Annotated in this window: 15 protein-coding genes; 9 read left to right on the forward strand and 6 right to left on the reverse strand. The window is 67.4% G+C overall.

What is annotated here, in order from left to right; genetic code table 11:
* Position 1 precedes the first annotated feature (1 nt).
* The 5 genes from ACO227_RS12260 to ACO227_RS12280 all read left to right on the forward strand — a co-directional run bounded on the left by ACO227_RS12260 (position 2) and on the right by ACO227_RS12280 (position 4,526).
* Positions 2 to 637: a redoxin domain-containing protein gene (locus ACO227_RS12260; protein ID WP_423602119.1), complete on the forward strand. Its 636-nt coding sequence runs from the start codon at positions 2 to 4 to the stop codon at positions 635 to 637.
* Positions 638 to 778: 141 nt separating this feature from the next.
* The gene (locus ACO227_RS12265; RefSeq protein ID WP_423602120.1) at positions 779 to 1,060 is read left to right on the forward strand and encodes a LysR family transcriptional regulator; all 282 of its coding nucleotides are present in this window, start codon (positions 779 to 781) and stop codon (positions 1,058 to 1,060) included.
* Positions 1,061 to 1,299: 239 nt separating this feature from the next.
* Positions 1,300 to 2,766: a circularly permuted type 2 ATP-grasp protein gene (locus ACO227_RS12270; RefSeq protein WP_423602121.1), complete on the forward strand. Its 1,467-nt coding sequence runs from the start codon at positions 1,300 to 1,302 to the stop codon at positions 2,764 to 2,766.
* A 5-nt stretch (positions 2,767 to 2,771) separates the two neighbouring features.
* Positions 2,772 to 3,707, forward strand: a complete 936-nt coding sequence (locus ACO227_RS12275) for an alpha-E domain-containing protein (protein WP_423607344.1) — start codon at positions 2,772 to 2,774, stop codon at positions 3,705 to 3,707.
* Between the two features lie 9 nt (positions 3,708 to 3,716).
* Positions 3,717 to 4,526 carry a transglutaminase family protein gene (locus tag ACO227_RS12280; RefSeq protein ID WP_423602122.1) on the forward strand — a complete coding sequence of 270 codons (810 nt, stop codon included), beginning with the start codon at positions 3,717 to 3,719 and terminating at the stop codon, positions 4,524 to 4,526.
* A gap of 4 nt (positions 4,527 to 4,530) precedes the next feature.
* Here the strand turns inward: ACO227_RS12280 and ACO227_RS12285 are convergent, their stop codons facing one another.
* The gene (locus ACO227_RS12285) at positions 4,531 to 5,307 is read right to left on the reverse strand and encodes an arginyltransferase (protein WP_423602123.1); all 777 of its coding nucleotides are present in this window, start codon (positions 5,305 to 5,307) and stop codon (positions 4,531 to 4,533) included.
* Positions 5,308 to 5,564: 257 nt separating this feature from the next.
* Positions 5,565 to 6,809, reverse strand: a complete 1,245-nt coding sequence (locus ACO227_RS12290; protein ID WP_423602124.1) for a threonine ammonia-lyase — start codon at positions 6,807 to 6,809, stop codon at positions 5,565 to 5,567.
* Between the two features lie 81 nt (positions 6,810 to 6,890).
* Between ACO227_RS12290 and ACO227_RS12295 the strand changes: the two genes are divergently transcribed.
* On the forward strand, positions 6,891 to 8,588 hold the full coding sequence (locus tag ACO227_RS12295) for an amidohydrolase (RefSeq protein ID WP_423602125.1): 1,698 nt from the start codon (positions 6,891 to 6,893) through the stop codon (positions 8,586 to 8,588).
* A 600-nt stretch (positions 8,589 to 9,188) separates the two neighbouring features.
* Positions 9,189 to 9,815: an AprI/Inh family metalloprotease inhibitor gene (locus ACO227_RS12300; protein WP_423602126.1), complete on the forward strand. Its 627-nt coding sequence runs from the start codon at positions 9,189 to 9,191 to the stop codon at positions 9,813 to 9,815.
* A gap of 51 nt (positions 9,816 to 9,866) precedes the next feature.
* On the opposite strand, the gene ACO227_RS12305 is transcribed toward ACO227_RS12300, so the two are convergent.
* Positions 9,867 to 10,370 carry a DUF1697 domain-containing protein gene (locus ACO227_RS12305; RefSeq protein ID WP_423602127.1) on the reverse strand — a complete coding sequence of 168 codons (504 nt, stop codon included), beginning with the start codon at positions 10,368 to 10,370 and terminating at the stop codon, positions 9,867 to 9,869.
* Between the two features lie 184 nt (positions 10,371 to 10,554).
* Entirely contained in the window at positions 10,555 to 11,262 is a 708-nt protein-coding gene (gene ctrA / locus ACO227_RS12310) for a response regulator transcription factor CtrA (RefSeq protein ID WP_265119372.1), read from the reverse strand.
* A gap of 330 nt (positions 11,263 to 11,592) precedes the next feature.
* Here ctrA and ACO227_RS12315 point away from each other — a divergent pair, with 330 nt between their 5' ends.
* Positions 11,593 to 14,598, forward strand: coding sequence for a TonB-dependent receptor plug domain-containing protein (locus ACO227_RS12315; RefSeq protein WP_423602128.1), 3,006 nt, complete (start codon positions 11,593 to 11,595; stop codon positions 14,596 to 14,598).
* 50 nt (positions 14,599 to 14,648) lie between these two features.
* Here ACO227_RS12315 and ACO227_RS12320 read toward each other — a convergent pair whose 3' ends face one another.
* Positions 14,649 to 15,578 carry a LysR family transcriptional regulator gene (locus ACO227_RS12320; protein WP_423607345.1) on the reverse strand — a complete coding sequence of 310 codons (930 nt, stop codon included), beginning with the start codon at positions 15,576 to 15,578 and terminating at the stop codon, positions 14,649 to 14,651.
* Positions 15,575 to 16,153 carry a hypothetical protein gene (locus tag ACO227_RS12325; protein WP_423602129.1) on the reverse strand — a complete coding sequence of 193 codons (579 nt, stop codon included), beginning with the start codon at positions 16,151 to 16,153 and terminating at the stop codon, positions 15,575 to 15,577. Before ACO227_RS12325 ends, ACO227_RS12320 begins: the two co-directional genes overlap by 4 nt.
* Positions 16,154 to 16,283: 130 nt before the next feature.
* Between ACO227_RS12325 and ACO227_RS12330 the strand changes: the two genes are divergently transcribed.
* Positions 16,284 to 16,982, forward strand: coding sequence for a pirin family protein (locus tag ACO227_RS12330; protein ID WP_423602130.1), 699 nt, complete (start codon positions 16,284 to 16,286; stop codon positions 16,980 to 16,982).
* Positions 16,983 to 17,030: the final 48 nt, after the last annotated feature.

Raw genomic sequence — 17,030 nt, forward strand, 5'->3', positions numbered from 1 at the left:
GATGAAGAGACTGATTCCGCCTACGGCCGCACGGCGTGCGGGCATTTTGGGCGCCGCCGCGATGATCGTGGCGTTCGCCGCACCCGGCGCCGCGCAGCAGGCCAATGGCCAGAAGGCGACCGACTTCAAGCTCACCGACGCCAGCGGCAAGACCGTTCAGCTCAGCGACTACAAGGGCAAGACGGTGGTGCTCGAGTGGAACAACCCGGGCTGCCCGTTCGTGCAGCGCCATTATCAGGGCAACATGCAGAAGACCCAGGCCGCGGCCAAGGCCGGCGGCGTGGTGTGGCTGACGATCAACTCGGGCGCGCCGGGCAAGCAGGGCCATATGGAGGGCGCCGCGGCCCAGAAATGGGTGGCCGACCAGAAGGCGGTGCCCGCCCACTATCTGCTCGATCCCAAGGGCGTGGTCGGCAAGGGCTATGCCGCCAAGACCACGCCGCATATGTACATCATCGATGGCCAGGGCGTGCTGCGCTACCAGGGCGGGATCGACGACAAGCCCGCGGCGCGCGTCGAGGAGATGGGCGCGGCGCGCAACCATGTGCTCGCCGCACTCGGCGAGATGAAGGCGGGCAAGGCCGTGTCGGTCGCGACCAGCCAGCCCTATGGCTGCTCGGTCAAATACGCCGAATGAGCTTTCCTTCCCTGTTATAGGGGGCAGGGAAGGGGAGAAGGCCGGGAGAGATCCCGGCCTTTTTCGGTCTGCCAGCGACCAGCGGTCGACCGCGGCATTTTGTTGGATACATGTTGGAAAATCCGTGCTGCGCTTGCCGGCATGAGCACCGACAGCACACCCCGATCCGCCCCGCCAGCTCGCCGCATGGCGCGCTGGACTCCCGCAAAACAGCGCATATTCCTCGCCGCGCTTCTCGAAACCGGCAGCGTCGCCGCGGCCGCACGTGCCGCCGGCATGTCGCGCTCGAGCGCCAACCGGTTGCGCCGGCGCCTGTCCGGCACGCCGTTCGACCGCAGTTGGGATCAGCTTTTGTCCGCTCACCGACGCCGCCTCGCCGATCCCTTCGCCGACCCGGCTGCCGCGCCAGCGGCGCGTGCCTGACGCGGATGCGGCGCGTCGATGTCGCATGGCCGGCGCGTGAGTGGCGCGGTGCTGCCGCGTCACCGGCGCGTTGGTGGCGCGCGGGCGGCGCGTTTGCGGCGCGTTTCTGGCGCGTTCCACGCAAAACCCCGCTTTCGAGTCAATTTCGTCAACCGCACGCGTCGGGTCGCCCCTTGTGCAACGCAGCAAAGCGATGCAGCATGGAACTCGCCGGGCGTTCCGGCGCTTGAGGGGGCTGAATGGGGACAGGCCGCGCGTTCGATGAAATCTGGGGGCATGGCGGGCCGGACAAGCCGCGCGCCGAATTCTCAGCCCTTTCCGAATGGATCGCGGATACGCCTCAAGCCGAACTGCATCGACGCCAGCAGGCCGCCGAGGCCACTTTCCGCCAGCTCGGCATCACCTTCGCCGTCTATGGCGACAGCGATGCGAGTGAGCGCATCATCCCGTTCGACATCGTGCCGCGCATCTTCCTGCACGACGAATGGCAGCGGCTGAGCGAGGGGCTGATCCAGCGCGTCGAGGCGATCAACGCGTTCCTCGAGGACATCTATGGCGAGCGTCGCATCCTCAAGGAAGGGGTGCTGCCTGCCGAGCTGGTGCTCAAGAACCCCCAGTTCCGGCCCGAAGTCGCGGGCATCCGCCCGCCGCACGGCATCTGGGCGCATATCTGCGGGATCGACCTGGTACGCACCGGTCCGGACGAATTCTGGGTGCTCGAGGACAATGCGCGCACGCCTTCGGGCGTCTCCTACATGCTCGAGAATCGCGAGGCGATGATCCGGCTGTGCCCCGAGCTGTTCCGCAGCTTCCGCGTCGCCGCGGTCGACAGCTACAGCGACATGCTGCGCGAGACGATGCGCTCGGTCGCGCCCGACACGCGCGGCGGCGTGCCGGTGTGCGTGGTGCTGACGCCGGGGCACTTCAACTCGGCCTATTACGAGCACAGCTTCCTCGCCGACACGATGGGGATCGAGCTGGTCGAGGCCGCGGACCTCGTGGTCGACGACGATGTCGTCTACATGCAGACCATCGCAGGCCGCGTGAAGGTCGACGTGATCTATCGCCGGATCGACGACGAGTTCCTCGATCCGTTGGTGTTCCGCCCGGACTCGCTGCTCGGCGTGCCGGGGATCATCTCGGCCTATCGCGCGGGCAATGTCGCGCTGATCAACGCGCCGGGCAACGGTATCGCCGACGACAAGGCGATCTACAGCTACATGCCCGACATCGTGAAATTCTATTCGGGCAGCGAGGCCAAGCTGCCCAATGTCGAGACCTGGCGCTGCCGCGAGCCCGAGGCGCTGAAATATGTGCTCGATCATCTGGGCGAGGTCGTGGTGAAGCTGGTCGACGGGTCGGGCGGCTATGGCATGTTGGTCGGACCGACCGCGAGCAAGGCCGAGATCGAGGCGTTCCGTGCGGCGCTCAAGGCCGAGCCGCACCGCTACATCGCGCAGCCGACGCTCGCGCTGTCGACCGTGCCGACGATGACCGAGACCGGGCTGGCGCCGCGGCACGTCGATTTCCGGCCGTTCGTGCTGACCGGATCGGACGGGGTGCGCGTGGTGCCGGGCGGGCTCACGCGCGTGGCGCTCAAGGAAGGCTCGCTGGTGGTCAATTCGAGCCAGGGCGGCGGGACCAAGGACAGCTTCGTGCTGCTGCCCGAGGGGCCGGGGCAGAACCAGACTCAGGTGCAGGGCTGATGCGGATGCTCTCGCGCACCGCGGCGGCGCTCTACTGGCTCGGGCGCTATGTCGAGCGGGCGGACTTCACCGCGCGGCTGGTCGAGGCGACGGTGAGGCTCGACGCGCTGTCGGCACGGCCGGCGGGCGAGGCGGCGTGGGCGAGCGCGCTCAGCGTGACCTACAATGCCGAGGGGTTCGCCGCGACCGGGCAGAACGTCACCCAGCAGCCGGTGGCGCGCTATCTGACGCTCGACATGACGCATCCGGGGTCGATCGTGCGCTGCCTGGAGCAGGCGCGCAACAATGCGCGGGCAGTGCGCACCGCGCTGACGCGTGAGGCGTGGACCGCGATCAACCGGCTGTGGCTGCTGTTCGCCCACCGCACCAGCCCGGGCGGGGCGGCCTCGACGCTCAATCTGGTCGAGGGCGTGATGGCCGAGGCGCGCGGTTTCGAGGGCGCGATCCACCGCATGATGCGCAACGAGGCGACCTTGTTGATCCAGCTCGGTGCCGCGATCGAGCGGGCGGACAACACCGCGCGGCTGCTCGACGTCAAATATCATCTGCTGCTGCCCGAGGGCGAGCAGGTCGGCGGCGTGGTCGACCGCGACCAATGGACGACCATCCTCCAGACCGTGTCGGCGGTCACGGCCTATCGCTGGCTCTATACCGAGGACTTGAAGCCGGCGAACGTGATCGACCTGCTGATCGCGCATGCCGAGCTGCCGCGCAGCCTGGCGGCGTGCGTCGAGGAAGTGGTCGAATTGCTCAATGCGCTCGCCAAGCGCACCGGGCTGCAAGGCGAAGCCGACCGCATGGCGCGCGGGCGCATCGCGCGAATGCAGAAGACGCGCAGCCACGAGGTGATCGTGAGCGGGCTGCACGAATATCTCGAGGCGTTCATCCGTGAGAACGCGATGCTCGACGCGGCTATCGCGCGCCAGTTCCGCTTCATCTAAGAGCCCGCCATGCGTCTCGCGATCGAGCATCATACGCAATACCGCTTCAGCGAGCCGCAGTCGCGGCTCGTCCAGATGCTGCGGCTGACTCCGAGCGATACGGTCGACCAGACGGTGCTGTCGTGGCGGATCGACGTCGATTGCGACGTGCGGCTGCGCGACGCGGTGGACGGGTTCGGCAACAAGGTGACGATGCTCTACGCCGAAGGGCCGATCGCCGGGATCGCGATCACCGTCGCGGGGCAGGTGCTGACGACCGAGTCCAACGGCGTGGTGCGCGGCAGCCACGAGCCGTTGCCCGAAGGCCTGTTCCTGCGCACGACGCCGCGGACCGAGGCGAGCGATGCGCTCGTCGCCTTCGCCAGGCCGGCGCTCGGCGGCGAGGGCGCGGCGCTCGACCGGCTGCATCGCTGGAACCGCGCACTGGCCAAGCGCTTCTCCGGCGCTCCGGACCTGCCCGACAGCGGCGTACCCGCGGCGCAGGCCTTCGCGGCGCCGCGGCCGAGCTCACGCGACGTGGCGCAGATCTTCGTCGCCGGCGCGCGCGCGTTCGACGTGCCGGCGCGCTACGTCTCGGGCTATCGCCAGAGCGAGGGCGGGAGCTGCGCGCCGCACGGCTGGGCCGAAGCCTGGGTCGGCGACCTGGGCTGGGTCGGCTTCGATCCCTCCGCCGGGATCAGCCCCGACGAGCACTATGTGCGCGTCGCGGTCGGCGTCGATGCGTCGGGCGCGGCCTCGATCGCGGGATCACGGCTGGGGCAGGGGGGCGAGGAAATGCAGGTCGACCTCCATGTCGACCGGCTCGGCAGCGACGCCTGAAGGCTCAGGCCAGCTCGCGCACCGGCATCCGCGCGGGCGCGGCGGCCGCATCCTCGGCCTCGAGGCGGCGCCAGCCACTGGGACCGAGCACTTCCATCGGCTGGTAGCGCGTCTTGTAGGCCATGCGCGCGCTGCCCTTCACCCAATAGCCGAGATAGACATAGGGCAGCCCCGCGTTCCGGGCGCGGACGATATGATCCATGATGACGAGGTTGCCGAGGCCCGGGCGCTCGGCGTTGTCTGCATCGAAGAAGCTGTAGATCATCGACAGGCCGTCGGCCTGCTGGTCGGTGATGCACGCGGCGACCAGCGCGCCGCCGCGTTCGGCGGGCTCGCGATACTCGATGACGTAGGTGCCGACGGGCGATTGCTCGACCATGTCGGAATAGTCGCTCTCGTCCATCTGGGTCATGCCCCCGCCGGGGTGGCGGCTGGCGAGATAGTTGCGGAGCAGCTGGAACTGCTCCTCGGTCGCCCAGGGGCGGCAGGCGGTGATCTCGAGGTCGCCATGGCGGCGGATCAGCTTGCGCTGGGTCGCGTTGGGCCGGAACTCGCTTGCGACGACGCGGACCGAGAGGCACGCGTTGCAGCCCACGCAGCTCGGGCGATAGGCGACCGACTGGCTGCGGCGGAAGCCGATGCGGCCGAGCGCGTCGTTGAGCTCGCCCGCGTGCGGTCCCGACAGCTCGGTGAAGATCTTCCGTTCCTGCCGGCCCGGCAGATACGGGCACGGCGACGGGCTGGTCACGAAGAACCGTGGAAAGCGGGTAAGTGCCGTCACCCTTTTCGTGCCCCTTGCCGAACGCGAATTGCCGTTGCTCTGGCACTCTTATGAATCAGGCGAATCGTGATGAAAAGGCGATTCACCATGAAAGAGAGTTAACGGATGCAAGGAGTTGTGGACGACGCGCCGAGGGGGTGCGGGCGCATCTGTGGTGAATCATAGTGAGGGTGCGACTCGGTCGGAAGAGTCGTGGACTCGGTTCGTCGCGCGTGTGATTCACTTCGTCCACAAGCTGTGGAAAACGTGGATAAGCGTCAGGCGAGCTCGATCAGCCGCACTTCATAGCCCGCATCCTGCAGCGCGGCGTTCAACCGTTCGAGATGCGCGCGGTCGCGCGTCTCGCACTCGACGTCGAGGCTGAGGCCCTTGGCCGGGAGGTTGGTGAAGATGCGCTGGTGCGACAGCTCGAGGATGTTGACCGCCTGCTCCTGGAAGATGCGCGCGACCTGGTAGAGCGCGCCGGGGCGGTCCTGCAGGCGGATGCGCAGCCGGGCGAGGCGGCCCGAGCGGGCGAGGTCGCGCAGCAGCACGTTGGCGAGCAGCCGCGTGTCGATGTTGCCGCCCGTCAGGATGATGCCGACGGTCTTGCCGCGGAATCGCTCCGGCTGCGTCATCAGCGCGGCAAGCCCGGCGGCGCCGGCGCCCTCGACCACGGTCTTCTCGATCTGCAGGATCAGGCTGACCGCTTCCTCGAGGCTTCGCTCGCTGACCAGCAGGATTTCGTCGACCAGCGCCTCGACGATCTGCGCGGTGAGGCCGCCCGGTTCCTTGACCGCGATGCCCTCGGCCAGCGTGTCGCCGCCGACCGGCTCGTGCGCGCCGGTGACGCGGTTGTACATCGAGGGGAACAGCTCGGCCTGCACGCCGACCACCTCGATCGGGCGCTCCGCGGCCTTGGCCACGGTGGCGACGCCCGAGATCAGCCCGCCGCCGCCGATCGGCACGACCAGTGTGTCGATCGCGGGCGCATCGGCCAGCATCTCGAGCGCGACGGTGCCTTGCCCGGCGATGATGCGCGGATCGTCGAAGGGGTGGACGAAGGTGTAGCCGTTCGACGCCTCGAGCTGGCGGGCATGGGCATAGGCCTCGTCGAAGGTCTCGCCCTCGAGGATCACCGAGGCGCCATGGCCCTCGGTCTGCATCACCTTCACCGTCGGGGTCGGCTTGGGCATCACGATCGTGACCGGGATGCCGAGGCGGTTGCCGTGATAGGCGAGGCCTTGGGCATGGTTGCCCGCCGAGGCCGCGATCACGCCCTTGGCGCGCGCCGCGGCGTCGAGCTGGAGCAAGGTGTTGAGCGCGCCGCGCTCCTTGTAGGCGGCGGTGAACTGCAGATTCTCGAACTTGAGCCAGACCTGCGCGCCGGTCAGGTTCGACAGCGTCTTGCTGTGCAGCGTCGGGGTGCGCACCACCGCGCCCGCAATCCGCGCCGCCGCCGCCTGGACGTCGGCAAGGGTGACGGGGAGCGAATGCGGGGCGGGTGCTGCTTGCGTTGCCATGGGCGGGCCGTAGACCATCTGGCGCGGCGGGGGAACACCGCCTATTCGAATGCCCGACGAAGCGGGGCTTTCGGCGCCGCCATGCCGGAGACCCGTGTGCGCCTTCCCGTTTCGCTTGCCCTAATCGCCGCCCTGCTGCTGCCTTCCCCCGCCTTCGCCGACGCACTGGTCGAGAATGTCGACGGCATGACGCTCGACGAGAAGGGCGATGTCGTCCGCTTCAACGGCATCGTCATCGGCGCCGACGGCAAGATCGTGAAGCTGCTGAAGCGCGGCGACAAGCGGCCCGAACGGCCGGAGTGGAGGGAGGATTTGAAGGGCCGCACGGTCATCCCGGGGATGATCGACGCGCACGGCCATGTCATGGAGCTGGGCTTTCGCGCGCTGGCGCTCGACCTGTCGGCGACCACCTCGCTCGCCGACGCGCAGGCGGCGATCCACCGCTATGCGCTGGAGAATGCGACGCGGCCCTGGCTGATCGGCGGCGGATGGAACCAGGAGGCGTGGAATCTCGGCCGCTTCCCGACCGCGGCGGAACTCGACGCGGCGACCGGAGACAAGCCGACCTGGCTGACGCGTGCCGACGGCCATGCCGGCTGGGCGAACAGCGCGGCGATGAAGGCCGCGGGCATCACCGCCGCGACCAAGTCTCCCCCGGGCGGGCGGATCGAGCTGGTCGCGGGCAAGCCCGGCGGCGTCTTCGTCGACGCGGCGATGGCGCTGATCGAGAAGGCGCTGCCCAAGCCGACGCCACGCGATCGCAACGCCGCCTTCATCAAGGCGCAGGACCTGCTGCTCGCGACCGGCATCACCGCGACCGCGGACATGGGCACCAGCCTCGAGGACTGGATGACCTATCGCCGGATGGGCGACCAGGGCGCGCTGCGCGTGCGGATCATGAGCTATTCGGCGGGGGTCGACGTCGCGCTGCAGGCGGCCGGGACCGGGCCGACGCCGTGGCTTTATGGCGACAAGCTGCGCATGGGCGGGATCAAGCTCTATACCGACGGCGCGCTGGGCTCGCGCGGGGCGTGGCTCAAGGCGCCCTATGCCGACGCGCCGGGCAATAGCGGGCTGCCCTTCCTGACCGACGCGCAGCTGCTCAATTCGATCACGCGCGGCGCGATGGACAATTTCCAGCTCGCGATCCATGCGATCGGCGACCGCGCCAACAAGCAGGTGCTCGACGCGATCGACGAGGTTTCGGACACCTTCAATGGCGACCGGCGCTGGCGGATCGAGCATGCCCAGATCGTCGATCCCGCCGATCTGCCGCGTTTCGGCAAGCACGGCATCATCGCCTCGATGCAGCCCGTCCACCAGACCAGCGACCGCATGATGGCCGAGGCGCGGCTGGGACAGGCGCGGCTCGCGGGCGCCTATGCGTGGAAGTCGATGCTGGCGAACGGCGCGAAGCTGGCGTTCGGATCGGACTATCCGGTCGAGAGCCCCAATCCCTTCGTCGGCTGGGCCGCCGCCTTCACGCGCCAGGACGCGCAGGGCCAGCCGTTCGGCGGCTGGCGCCCGGAGGAGGCGGTGAGCCGCGAACAGGCGTGGCGCGCCTTCACGCTCGACGCCGCCTATGCCGGGTTCGGCGAGAAACTGTTCGGGCGGCTGGCGCCGGGGATGCTCGCGGATTTCCTGGTGGTGGACCGCGACCCGCTGCTCGCCTCGCCGACTGAACTCCGGGGCACCGTGGTGCTGGAGACCTGGATCGGCGGGCAGCGCATGTTCCAGCGGGGACGGGGCGAGCGCCGGGACGGGGAAGCGGGGCGCTGAAGGCCCTGTCGGCCGGCGACGGTTGACGAGGTTGACAGAATCGAGGGGGTTTGGGCCGGACGCGCCACCGACGCGGCCGGATCGCGCCGGGTTTGCGCCGCCGAGGCGGCAGTCACGCGCCACCGGCGCGGCACCGACGCGGCGCCGAAGCGCCAGCGACGCGGCGCGGCCGCGAGTGTCAGCTTGGCATCAGTCCGCTGCTCCATCGATCAGGGTAGAGCAGATGGAATCCAACATTAAAAGGGGCGGGCGGCGATTGCGGCCGGCCTGCGACGACCGAAGAAAGGGATTCAATTTTTCACGATATATGTCATGATGCGACAGTTGAAGCAGAAGGTGCTGCTCGTTTGTGCAAATATATAATGGAGTATTAACTAAGATATAAGGGTAGCTGTGGCTATCGATCTGATCTTTCTTGTTGAGTATGCTTCGTCCTGCAAAATGGCTGCGGCGCAATGTCGGGATGCGCTCATTCGACGACCATGAGTGACTGGGTGGAGCGCGGCGGTCGCTACCGGCAGTGGCGCGGCGATCATCCCCGGGCCTGAGGCAGCAGGCGCTGCTGCAGCCGGCAGTGTTCAACGGAAGGGAGAATGTGACATGCGGAACCTCGCCATCGGGAAGCTTGCAATCCTCCTCGCCTCTGTCGCCTCCGCTACCGCGCTGGCACAGCAATCCGATCCTTCCGAGGCGATCAAGGAAGATGTCGATTCGATGAAGCAGGCTCAGGACGATATCGAGAAGAGCGAGGCTCCCGCGACGGGCGACGACAGCTCCGTCCCGACGAATACCGGCAGCACCACGGAGACGTCGAGCTCGACGTCCAGCGAACGGGTGGAAAGTCGCTCGCGATCGAGCGACTTTTCCATCCGCTGGGATGACCGCAAAGAGGACGGCCGCAATTGGGACGACCGCAATTGGGGCGGCAGCAACTCCAACTGGTCGGTCGACAGCGTTCTCGGGAAATGGACGATCGGAGACAAGGACGGCTCCTCGTCCTGCTCGCTGACGCTCTATCCGGACGAGTCCTTCGGCCTGCGCCGCGCCTGGACCACCGTCGGCTGCCCGGACGGGTTTTTCAGCGTCAACCGCTGGCGTGCGGCAGGGCGTGACCTTCAGCTCACCGACATGAGCGGCAAGGTGATCGGAAGCTTTCGACAAGTCGGACCGGGCCGCTTCGAGGGCCGGCGTCAAAGCGACGGGGCCGCGATGTACCTGTCGCGATGAGCATTCATCGAAATGCCGCATCGATATGCAGCGGCCGCTTTCGGACTCGGATCAGCCCCGGGGCGGCGCGTGGGCCGAAGCGGCGATCATCTCGTCCAACCGCCGGACGGTGTTCCAGTTGCGTACGGTGCCGGCGCCAAGGCGCTTGACGGTCAATTGCGCGGCCACGCGCGAGCGGACCGGGTCCTGCTCGAAATGGACCCAGAGATGTCCGTCCATCAGCTTCAGGCATTCGCCCTGCGTCGCATAGGGAGCCAGCGCGTCGAGGTCTGCCTCATCCAGCGATTTGCGCATGACCCGCACCGCGACGCGCGTGCTGTCGCGCGCCGCTTCCTCGGCGAAGGGGTTGCCGGCGGTCAGTTTGCGCCACTGCGCGGCGGTCGTGACGATCGTGTCGACATGCCGGCCGAAGCGCTGCGTAAAGGCGGCCTCGAGCCGTTTTTCCAGTTGCCCGACCGGGGCGCGGCCGCTGTCGAACAGGGCGTTGCCGGTCGCGAGCAAGGTGCGCGGGCGTGCGAGGCCGATGCCCTCCATCATGTCGCGCCAGTCGGCCATCACCAGCCGCGCGCCGTCGGCGATGGTGACGCTGTGCAGAAGGGCGACATAGGATGGCAGCGTTCAGACTCCAGAATCGCGCGCAGACGATATGGTGCGGCGTCTGTCCACGCCGGTCAAAAGACAATGGCCGCGGCGTCCTGTCGGAGCCGCGGCCATCTACGGGTAATTTGTTCGCCTGGTGTCAGGCGACGGCGCTGATCGGCACCGCGACCTCGTCCGCCTCGCGCAGCACGTAGCCGCGGCCCCAGACGGTCTCGATATAGTTCTCGCCGTCGCACGCCATGCTGAGCTTCTTGCGCAGCTTGCAGATGAAGACGTCGATGATCTTGAGCTCGGGCTCGTCCATGCCGCCATAGAGGTGGTTGAGGAACATTTCCTTGGTCAGCGTGGTGCCCTTGCGGAGCGAGAGCAGCTCCAGCATCGCATATTCCTTGCCGGTCAGGTGGACGCGGGCGCCATCGACCTCGACGGTCTTGGCATCGAGGTTCACCGCCAGCTTGCCGGTGCGGATGACCGACTGCGAATGGCCCTTCGACCGGCGCACCACGGCGTGGATGCGCGCGACCAGCTCCTCGCGGTGGAACGGCTTGGTCACGTAATCGTCCGCGCCGAAGCCGAACGAGCGCACCTTGCTGTCCATCTCGCTGATGCCCGACAGGATCAGCACCGGGGTCTGCACCCGGGCGACGCGCAATTTCTTGAGCACGTCGTAACCATGCATGTCCGGCAGGTTCAGGTCGAGCAGGATGATATCGTAATCATAGAGCTTGCCCAGATCGAGGCCTTCCTCGCCCAGATCGGTCGTATAGACGTTGAAGCCTTCGGTGGTGAGCATGAGCTCAATCGCCTTGGCAGTCGTCGGCTCGTCTTCGATCAGAAGCACGCGCATGTGCGAGATCCCCCTGTGCCGGTTGCCTGCCCCCTGGCGTGCAACACGACTGATTCATTAACCTAAGCAGGTCTGAAGGCAAAAGGTTAATTTTGTTCTAACCCGCCGGAATCCGCGAGTCGCAGGCGATTCGGGCAGGCGGGCGGGTGCGAATCCGCCGTTCCGGGCCGGCGCCGGGCAGCGCCGGGTGGGGTTATCGCCCCATATACTCAGTCTATAGGCTTCCTCCTTATTTTGCGTTTGCCGACAAGGATGTTGCGTGATTAGCTTCGGATTCTCAGGGTTTGTGACGCGATAACGCGCACCGGGACATTTCAGGGGGTCTCCACGATGAAGATGAAGGCAGCGCTTCTTGTTACCGTCTGCGCTCTTGCCCACCCGGCATTCGCGCAGGACACGGCACCCGCACCCACGACAGCGGCGCAGGAGCCCGAGCGCGAGGGCGAGGTGGTCGTCACCGGCACGCGCATCCGGCGCGATGGTTTCCAGGCGCCGACACCGGTCACGGTGCTGACGCTCGAGGAGATCCAGAACACCTCGCCGTCGAACAACATCGCCGATTTCGTCAACCAGATGCCGTCGCTCGCGGGATCGACTCAGCCGTCCAACTCGCGCCTCAACCTGTCGAGCGGGCAGGCGGGCATCAACGCGCTCAACCTGCGCAACCTGGGCGAGACGCGCACGCTGGTGCTGGTCAACGGCCGGCGCTCGGTGGCCTCGACGATCACCGGCCTAGTGGACGTCAACACGATCCCGCAATCGCTGGTGAGGAGCGTGGAGGTGGTGACCGGCGGCGCATCGGCCGCCTATGGCTCGGACGCGGTCGCCGGCGTGGTCAACTTCATCCTCGACAACAAGTATGAGGGGATCAAGGTCAACGCCGATGCCGGCGTCACCGAGGAAGGCGACGGCTTCAACTATTCGATGGGCGTCGCGGGGGGCTGGTCGTTCGCCGGCGGGCGCGGCCACCTGCTGGTGAGCGGCGAACTCGCGCATCGCGACGGCATCTTCTCGGTCGATCGCGAGTGGAACCACACCGGCTATGTGCGAATCCAGGACCCGAACTGGGTGTCGGGCGTCAGCACCACGCCGCGCTATCTGATTCGCCGCCAGGTCGGCGCGTCGAACTCGACGCCGGGCAGCATGATCCTCAACTCGTCGGGCGGCACGGCCAACAGGCTGCGCGGCATCTATTTCGGCCAGGGCGGGCAGGTCCTGCAATACCAGTATGGCGCGCTGACCTTCCCTTCGGCGACCGGCAGCTCGCCGCCGACGCTGAACCAGGGCGGAAGCTGGCAAGTCAACGATTCCGGCCGGCGCATCGGCCTCGATCCGCAGGACCGGCGTTACGGCGTGTTCGCGCGCCTGAGCTACGAGATCGCCGACGGCGTCGAGCTGTTCGCCGAAGGATCGTACAACCGGCAGCGGATCGTGTTCAACGCCGGCCCGAACCTCGCGTCCACGACGACCGCGTTCAGCGCATCCAATGTCGGCCGGGGCGCCGCGGGCGCGAGCACCCTTGCGGCGGACAACGCCTTCCTGATCCAGGCGCTGGGCCCCGCGCAGCTCGCCGGGATCACCGGCGTGACGATCGGCACGACGGCGGCGGACCTGCCGTTCCGCGGCGTCAACAACAAGCGCGAGGTGCAGCGCTACCTGCTCGGCGCGGAGGGCCAGTTCGAGGCGTTCGGCAAGGAGGCGCGCTGGGACATCTTCGGTCAGTATGGCCGTGCCGAAATGCACGAAGAGCTGACCAACATCATGCACACCCAGCGCATCGCGAGCGCGGTGGACGCGGTGTTCGCGCAAGCGGGCAATCCCGGCGGCTACGCGGTCGGGTCGATCCAGTGCCGGATCAACGTCGATGCGGACGCGACCAACAACGATCCCAATTGCCGGCCGCTCAACCGCCTTGGCATCGGCGTCGCCGACCCGGCGGCGATCAGCTATGTTCTGGGCAATCCCTATCGCGACGAGGTCGCCGAGCAGTTCGTGGTGGGCGCGAACCTGTCGCTGACGCCGTTCGCGACCTGGGCCGGCGACGTCAGCCTGGCGGTGGGTGCCGAGTATCGCGAAGAGAAGATCAGCGGCTTCGTGCCGGCCGAATTCCAGCCGACCGTCACCCCCAACCCGGCTGGCGGCATCACGACGCTCAATACCTGGTCGGTCGGCAACTATCTGCCGAGCAACGGCAGCTACAACGTGAAGGAAGCCTATCTCGAGGCAGTCGTTCCGCTCGGCTTCGGCCTCGAATTCAACGGCGCGGTACGCGCGACCGATTATTCGACCTCGGGCTATGTCACCACCTGGAAGGCCGGGGCGACCTGGCAGCCGATCGAGGATATCCGCCTGCGCGTGACGCGGTCGCGCGATATCCGGGCGCCCAACCTCAACGAACTGTATCAGGCAGGATCGTCGAACACGGACGCGGTCAGCAATCCCTGGGGCGCGGGCAGCGGTCCCAATGGCGGCAACTACGGCTCGAGCATCTCCTATTCGCAGCTGAGCCTGGGCAACCCGAACCTGGAGCCGGAAAAGGCGGATTCCTGGAATATCGGCGGTGTCTTTTCGCCGCGCTTCCTGCCCGGCTTCAACCTGGCGGTCGATTATTTCCGAATCGATCTGAATAATGCGATCGACACGCTCAGCGCGCAGGACATTGTCAACCGCTGCTTCGACGGGCGGCCCGAATATTGCGCGGCGATCACGCAGGACCCGAACAGCTCGGCGCGTATCCTGATCCGCAACCAGCCGTTCAACTTCGCGCGTCGGCTGGCGCGGGGCGTCGATATCGATGCCTCCTACCGCCTGCCGTTGAGCAACATCTTCGCCAACGCCGAGGGCAATCTAACGCTGCGCGGACTGGCGACACGCTATATCGAGAACATCATCGACACCGGCATCCCCGGCGTCGTGCCGCTCGACAGCGTGGGCTCGAATGGCGGCCAGTACACCACGCCGACCTGGATCTTCCGCGGGAGCATCAGCTACGACACGCCCGATTTCTCGATCACCACCACCGCGCGCGGGGTGAGCGCGGGCAAGTATCTCGCCAATGCGATCGAGTGTCAGACCGGGTGCCCGGTGACGACCACGACGTCGACCTACCAGACCTATGACGACATCAACGTCTCGGGCACCTTCTATGTCGACCTCAACCTGACGCAGAAGATCCAGATCGCGGGCGAGGGCGTGGGCGAGGTGTTCTTCAACGTCACCAACCTGTTCAACCGCTGGCCGCTGCTCCTGCCCGAAACGGGCCTGGCGGCGAACAGCACCTATTCGGACCTGCTCGGTCGCAGGTTCCGTATCGGCGTGCGCTTCAAGACCAACTGATCGCAACGCCGGAACGAGGCCGGTCCGCGCAAGTCGCGGGCCGGCCTTTTCTATGCCGGCTTTCCCTTGCGCTCGGCCTCGACCCGCGAGCAGATGTTGCGGAAGCGGTGGGAGAGGAAATCGATCACCAGCTCGACCCGCGCCGGACGCAAGGTGCTGGGCGGGGTGAGCAGGTGGAGCGCGATGTTCATCGGCGACCAGCCGGTGAGGATCTCGACCAGCCGGCCCGCCGCCAGATCCTCGTCGATGATGAAGTCGGGCAGGCGCGCGATGCCGAGCCCGGCGCGCAACGCCGGGAGCATCGCGTCGCCATTGTCGGTGATCAGCGGGCCGGCGGGGCGCACCGCCGCCTCCTCGCCATCGGCCTTGCGGAAATGCCAGGCGCCGATCGCATTGGCGTAGAGGAAGCAGGCGTGATGGGCGAGATCGGCGGGATGGCGCGGGGTGCCGTGCTTCTCGAGATAGGGCGGCGCCGCGACCACGCGCGCGGTGATCGGGGCGAGGCGGCGCGCGCGCAGCGAGCTGTCGGGCAGGTCGGCGATGCGCAGCGCGATGTCGAAGCCGTCGGCGACGATGTCGACGCGCGCGTCGGACAGGCGCAGGTCGATCTCGATCCCCGGATGCTCGACCAGCAGATCGGCGATCGCGTCCGAGACGAAGCGGATGCCGAAGGTGATCGGCGCGGCGATGCGGACCAGGCCCGAGGGCGCCTTGGCGGCGTCGAGCGCGGCCTCCTCGGCCTGCTGCGCCTCGGCGAGGATGCGCCCGGCGCGCTCGGCCAGCGCGTTGCCGCTGTCGGTGAGGGTGAGGCGGCGCGAGGTGCGATGGAACAGCGCGGTGCCGAGCTGCGCCTCGAGCCGCGCGATCGCCTTGGACACGGTCGCCTTGGAGACGCCGATCGCCTCCGCCGCGCCGCTGAACGAGCGGTGCTCGACCACGCAGGCGAAGATCGCCCAGGCTTCGAAATCGGGGAGTCTTATGACGGTTTCCTTCGCGTGTCGGTGGCGATCCAGTTCACTTCCCAGCTCTTCCCGCCATCGGCCGAGAAGGCCTGCTCGAAGCGGGCGGAATTGGGCGTGACGTCGGAGATGACGAAGCGGACCAGGATCGTGCGGCCGTTCCAGCTGTCCTGGGCATAGAATTCGCCGCAGCCGTCCCGGAAGCTGCCGATCGTCGGTGGGGTCAGCACGCCGCCGCCCGCGCTGGCGAAATGCAGCGACCATTGGCGGGCCTGCGGATTGTAGAGCCGCAACGACGCGCCCTCGATCTTCCCGGCCGGTCCCTCGACCTTGAGCTCGACCAGATTGGCGCGGCCGCCCATTACCGGACGGACATCGGTGGTGCCGCGATATTCGACCCACTCGGTCGAGCCCGACAGCGGGCTCTTGAGGCGCTTGAGATGCGTCGTCCAGGCGCCGATCTCCCAGTCGAAATCCTTCTGCCCGTCGCGATCGGCGGTCGGCGCCGCGGGGCAGGTCACCGGTATCGCCTGCTGGGCGAGCGCCGGCACCGGCAGCGCGAGCGGGATGGCGCAGAGCAGAAGACGGTTCGGCATGGTCCGGGCTCCCCGTTGGTGCCCGGTCCGCTTAGCAGCTTCGGTGGATTTGGGAAACGATCTGTTTCGGACGTTTCCGTTTACGCACTGACCGGGAAGCCTATCTTGGGCGTCAACCAAGGAGGCACACATGATCGAGAAACGCTCGTTCGACAGCCTGGGCCATGCCGATCACGGGTGGCTCAATGCCCGTCACCATTTCAGCTTCGCCAATTACTACGACCCCGACCGGATGGGCTGGGGAGCGATCCGCGTCTGGAACGACGACGAGATCGCGCCCAACAGCGGCTTCCCGCCGCACCCGCACAAGGACATGGAGATCATCACCTATGTCCGGACCGGCGCGATCACGCACCAGGATTCGATGGGCAATACCGGCAAGACCGGCGCCGGCGACGTCCAGGTGATGAGCGCGGGGACCGGGGTGCGGCACGCCGAGTATAATCTCGAGCCCGAGACCACGACCTTGTTCCAGATCTGGATCATGCCGCGGGCCAATGGCGGCGCGCCGAGCTGGGGCGCCAAGCCGTTCCCCAAGGGCGAGCGTTCGGGCAAGTTCGTGACGCTGGCCTCGGGCTTCGAGGAAGACGGCGACGCGCTGCCGATCCGCGCCGATGCCCGCGTGCTGGGCGCGACGATCAAGGCGGGCGAGAGCCTGACGCACACGGTGGGTGAGGGGCGCTATGCCTATCTCGTCCCTGCAGTGGGCAGGATCGAGATCGATGGGCAGCCTTTCGACGCCCGCGACGGTGCCGCGCTTACCGGCGGCCAGACCGTCACGATCAAAGCGATCGAGGACGCCGAGATCGTGCTCGTCGACGCCGACTGACAAGGCCCCTCGGAGCGGTCCGCGACCCCCTCTTCCCCGGCGGGCCGC

Origin of the sequence: Sphingomonas sp. MS122, assembly GCF_049532975.1 — a bacterium.
In the GTDB taxonomy this organism is placed as follows: Bacteria; Pseudomonadota; Alphaproteobacteria; order Sphingomonadales; family Sphingomonadaceae; genus Sphingomonas.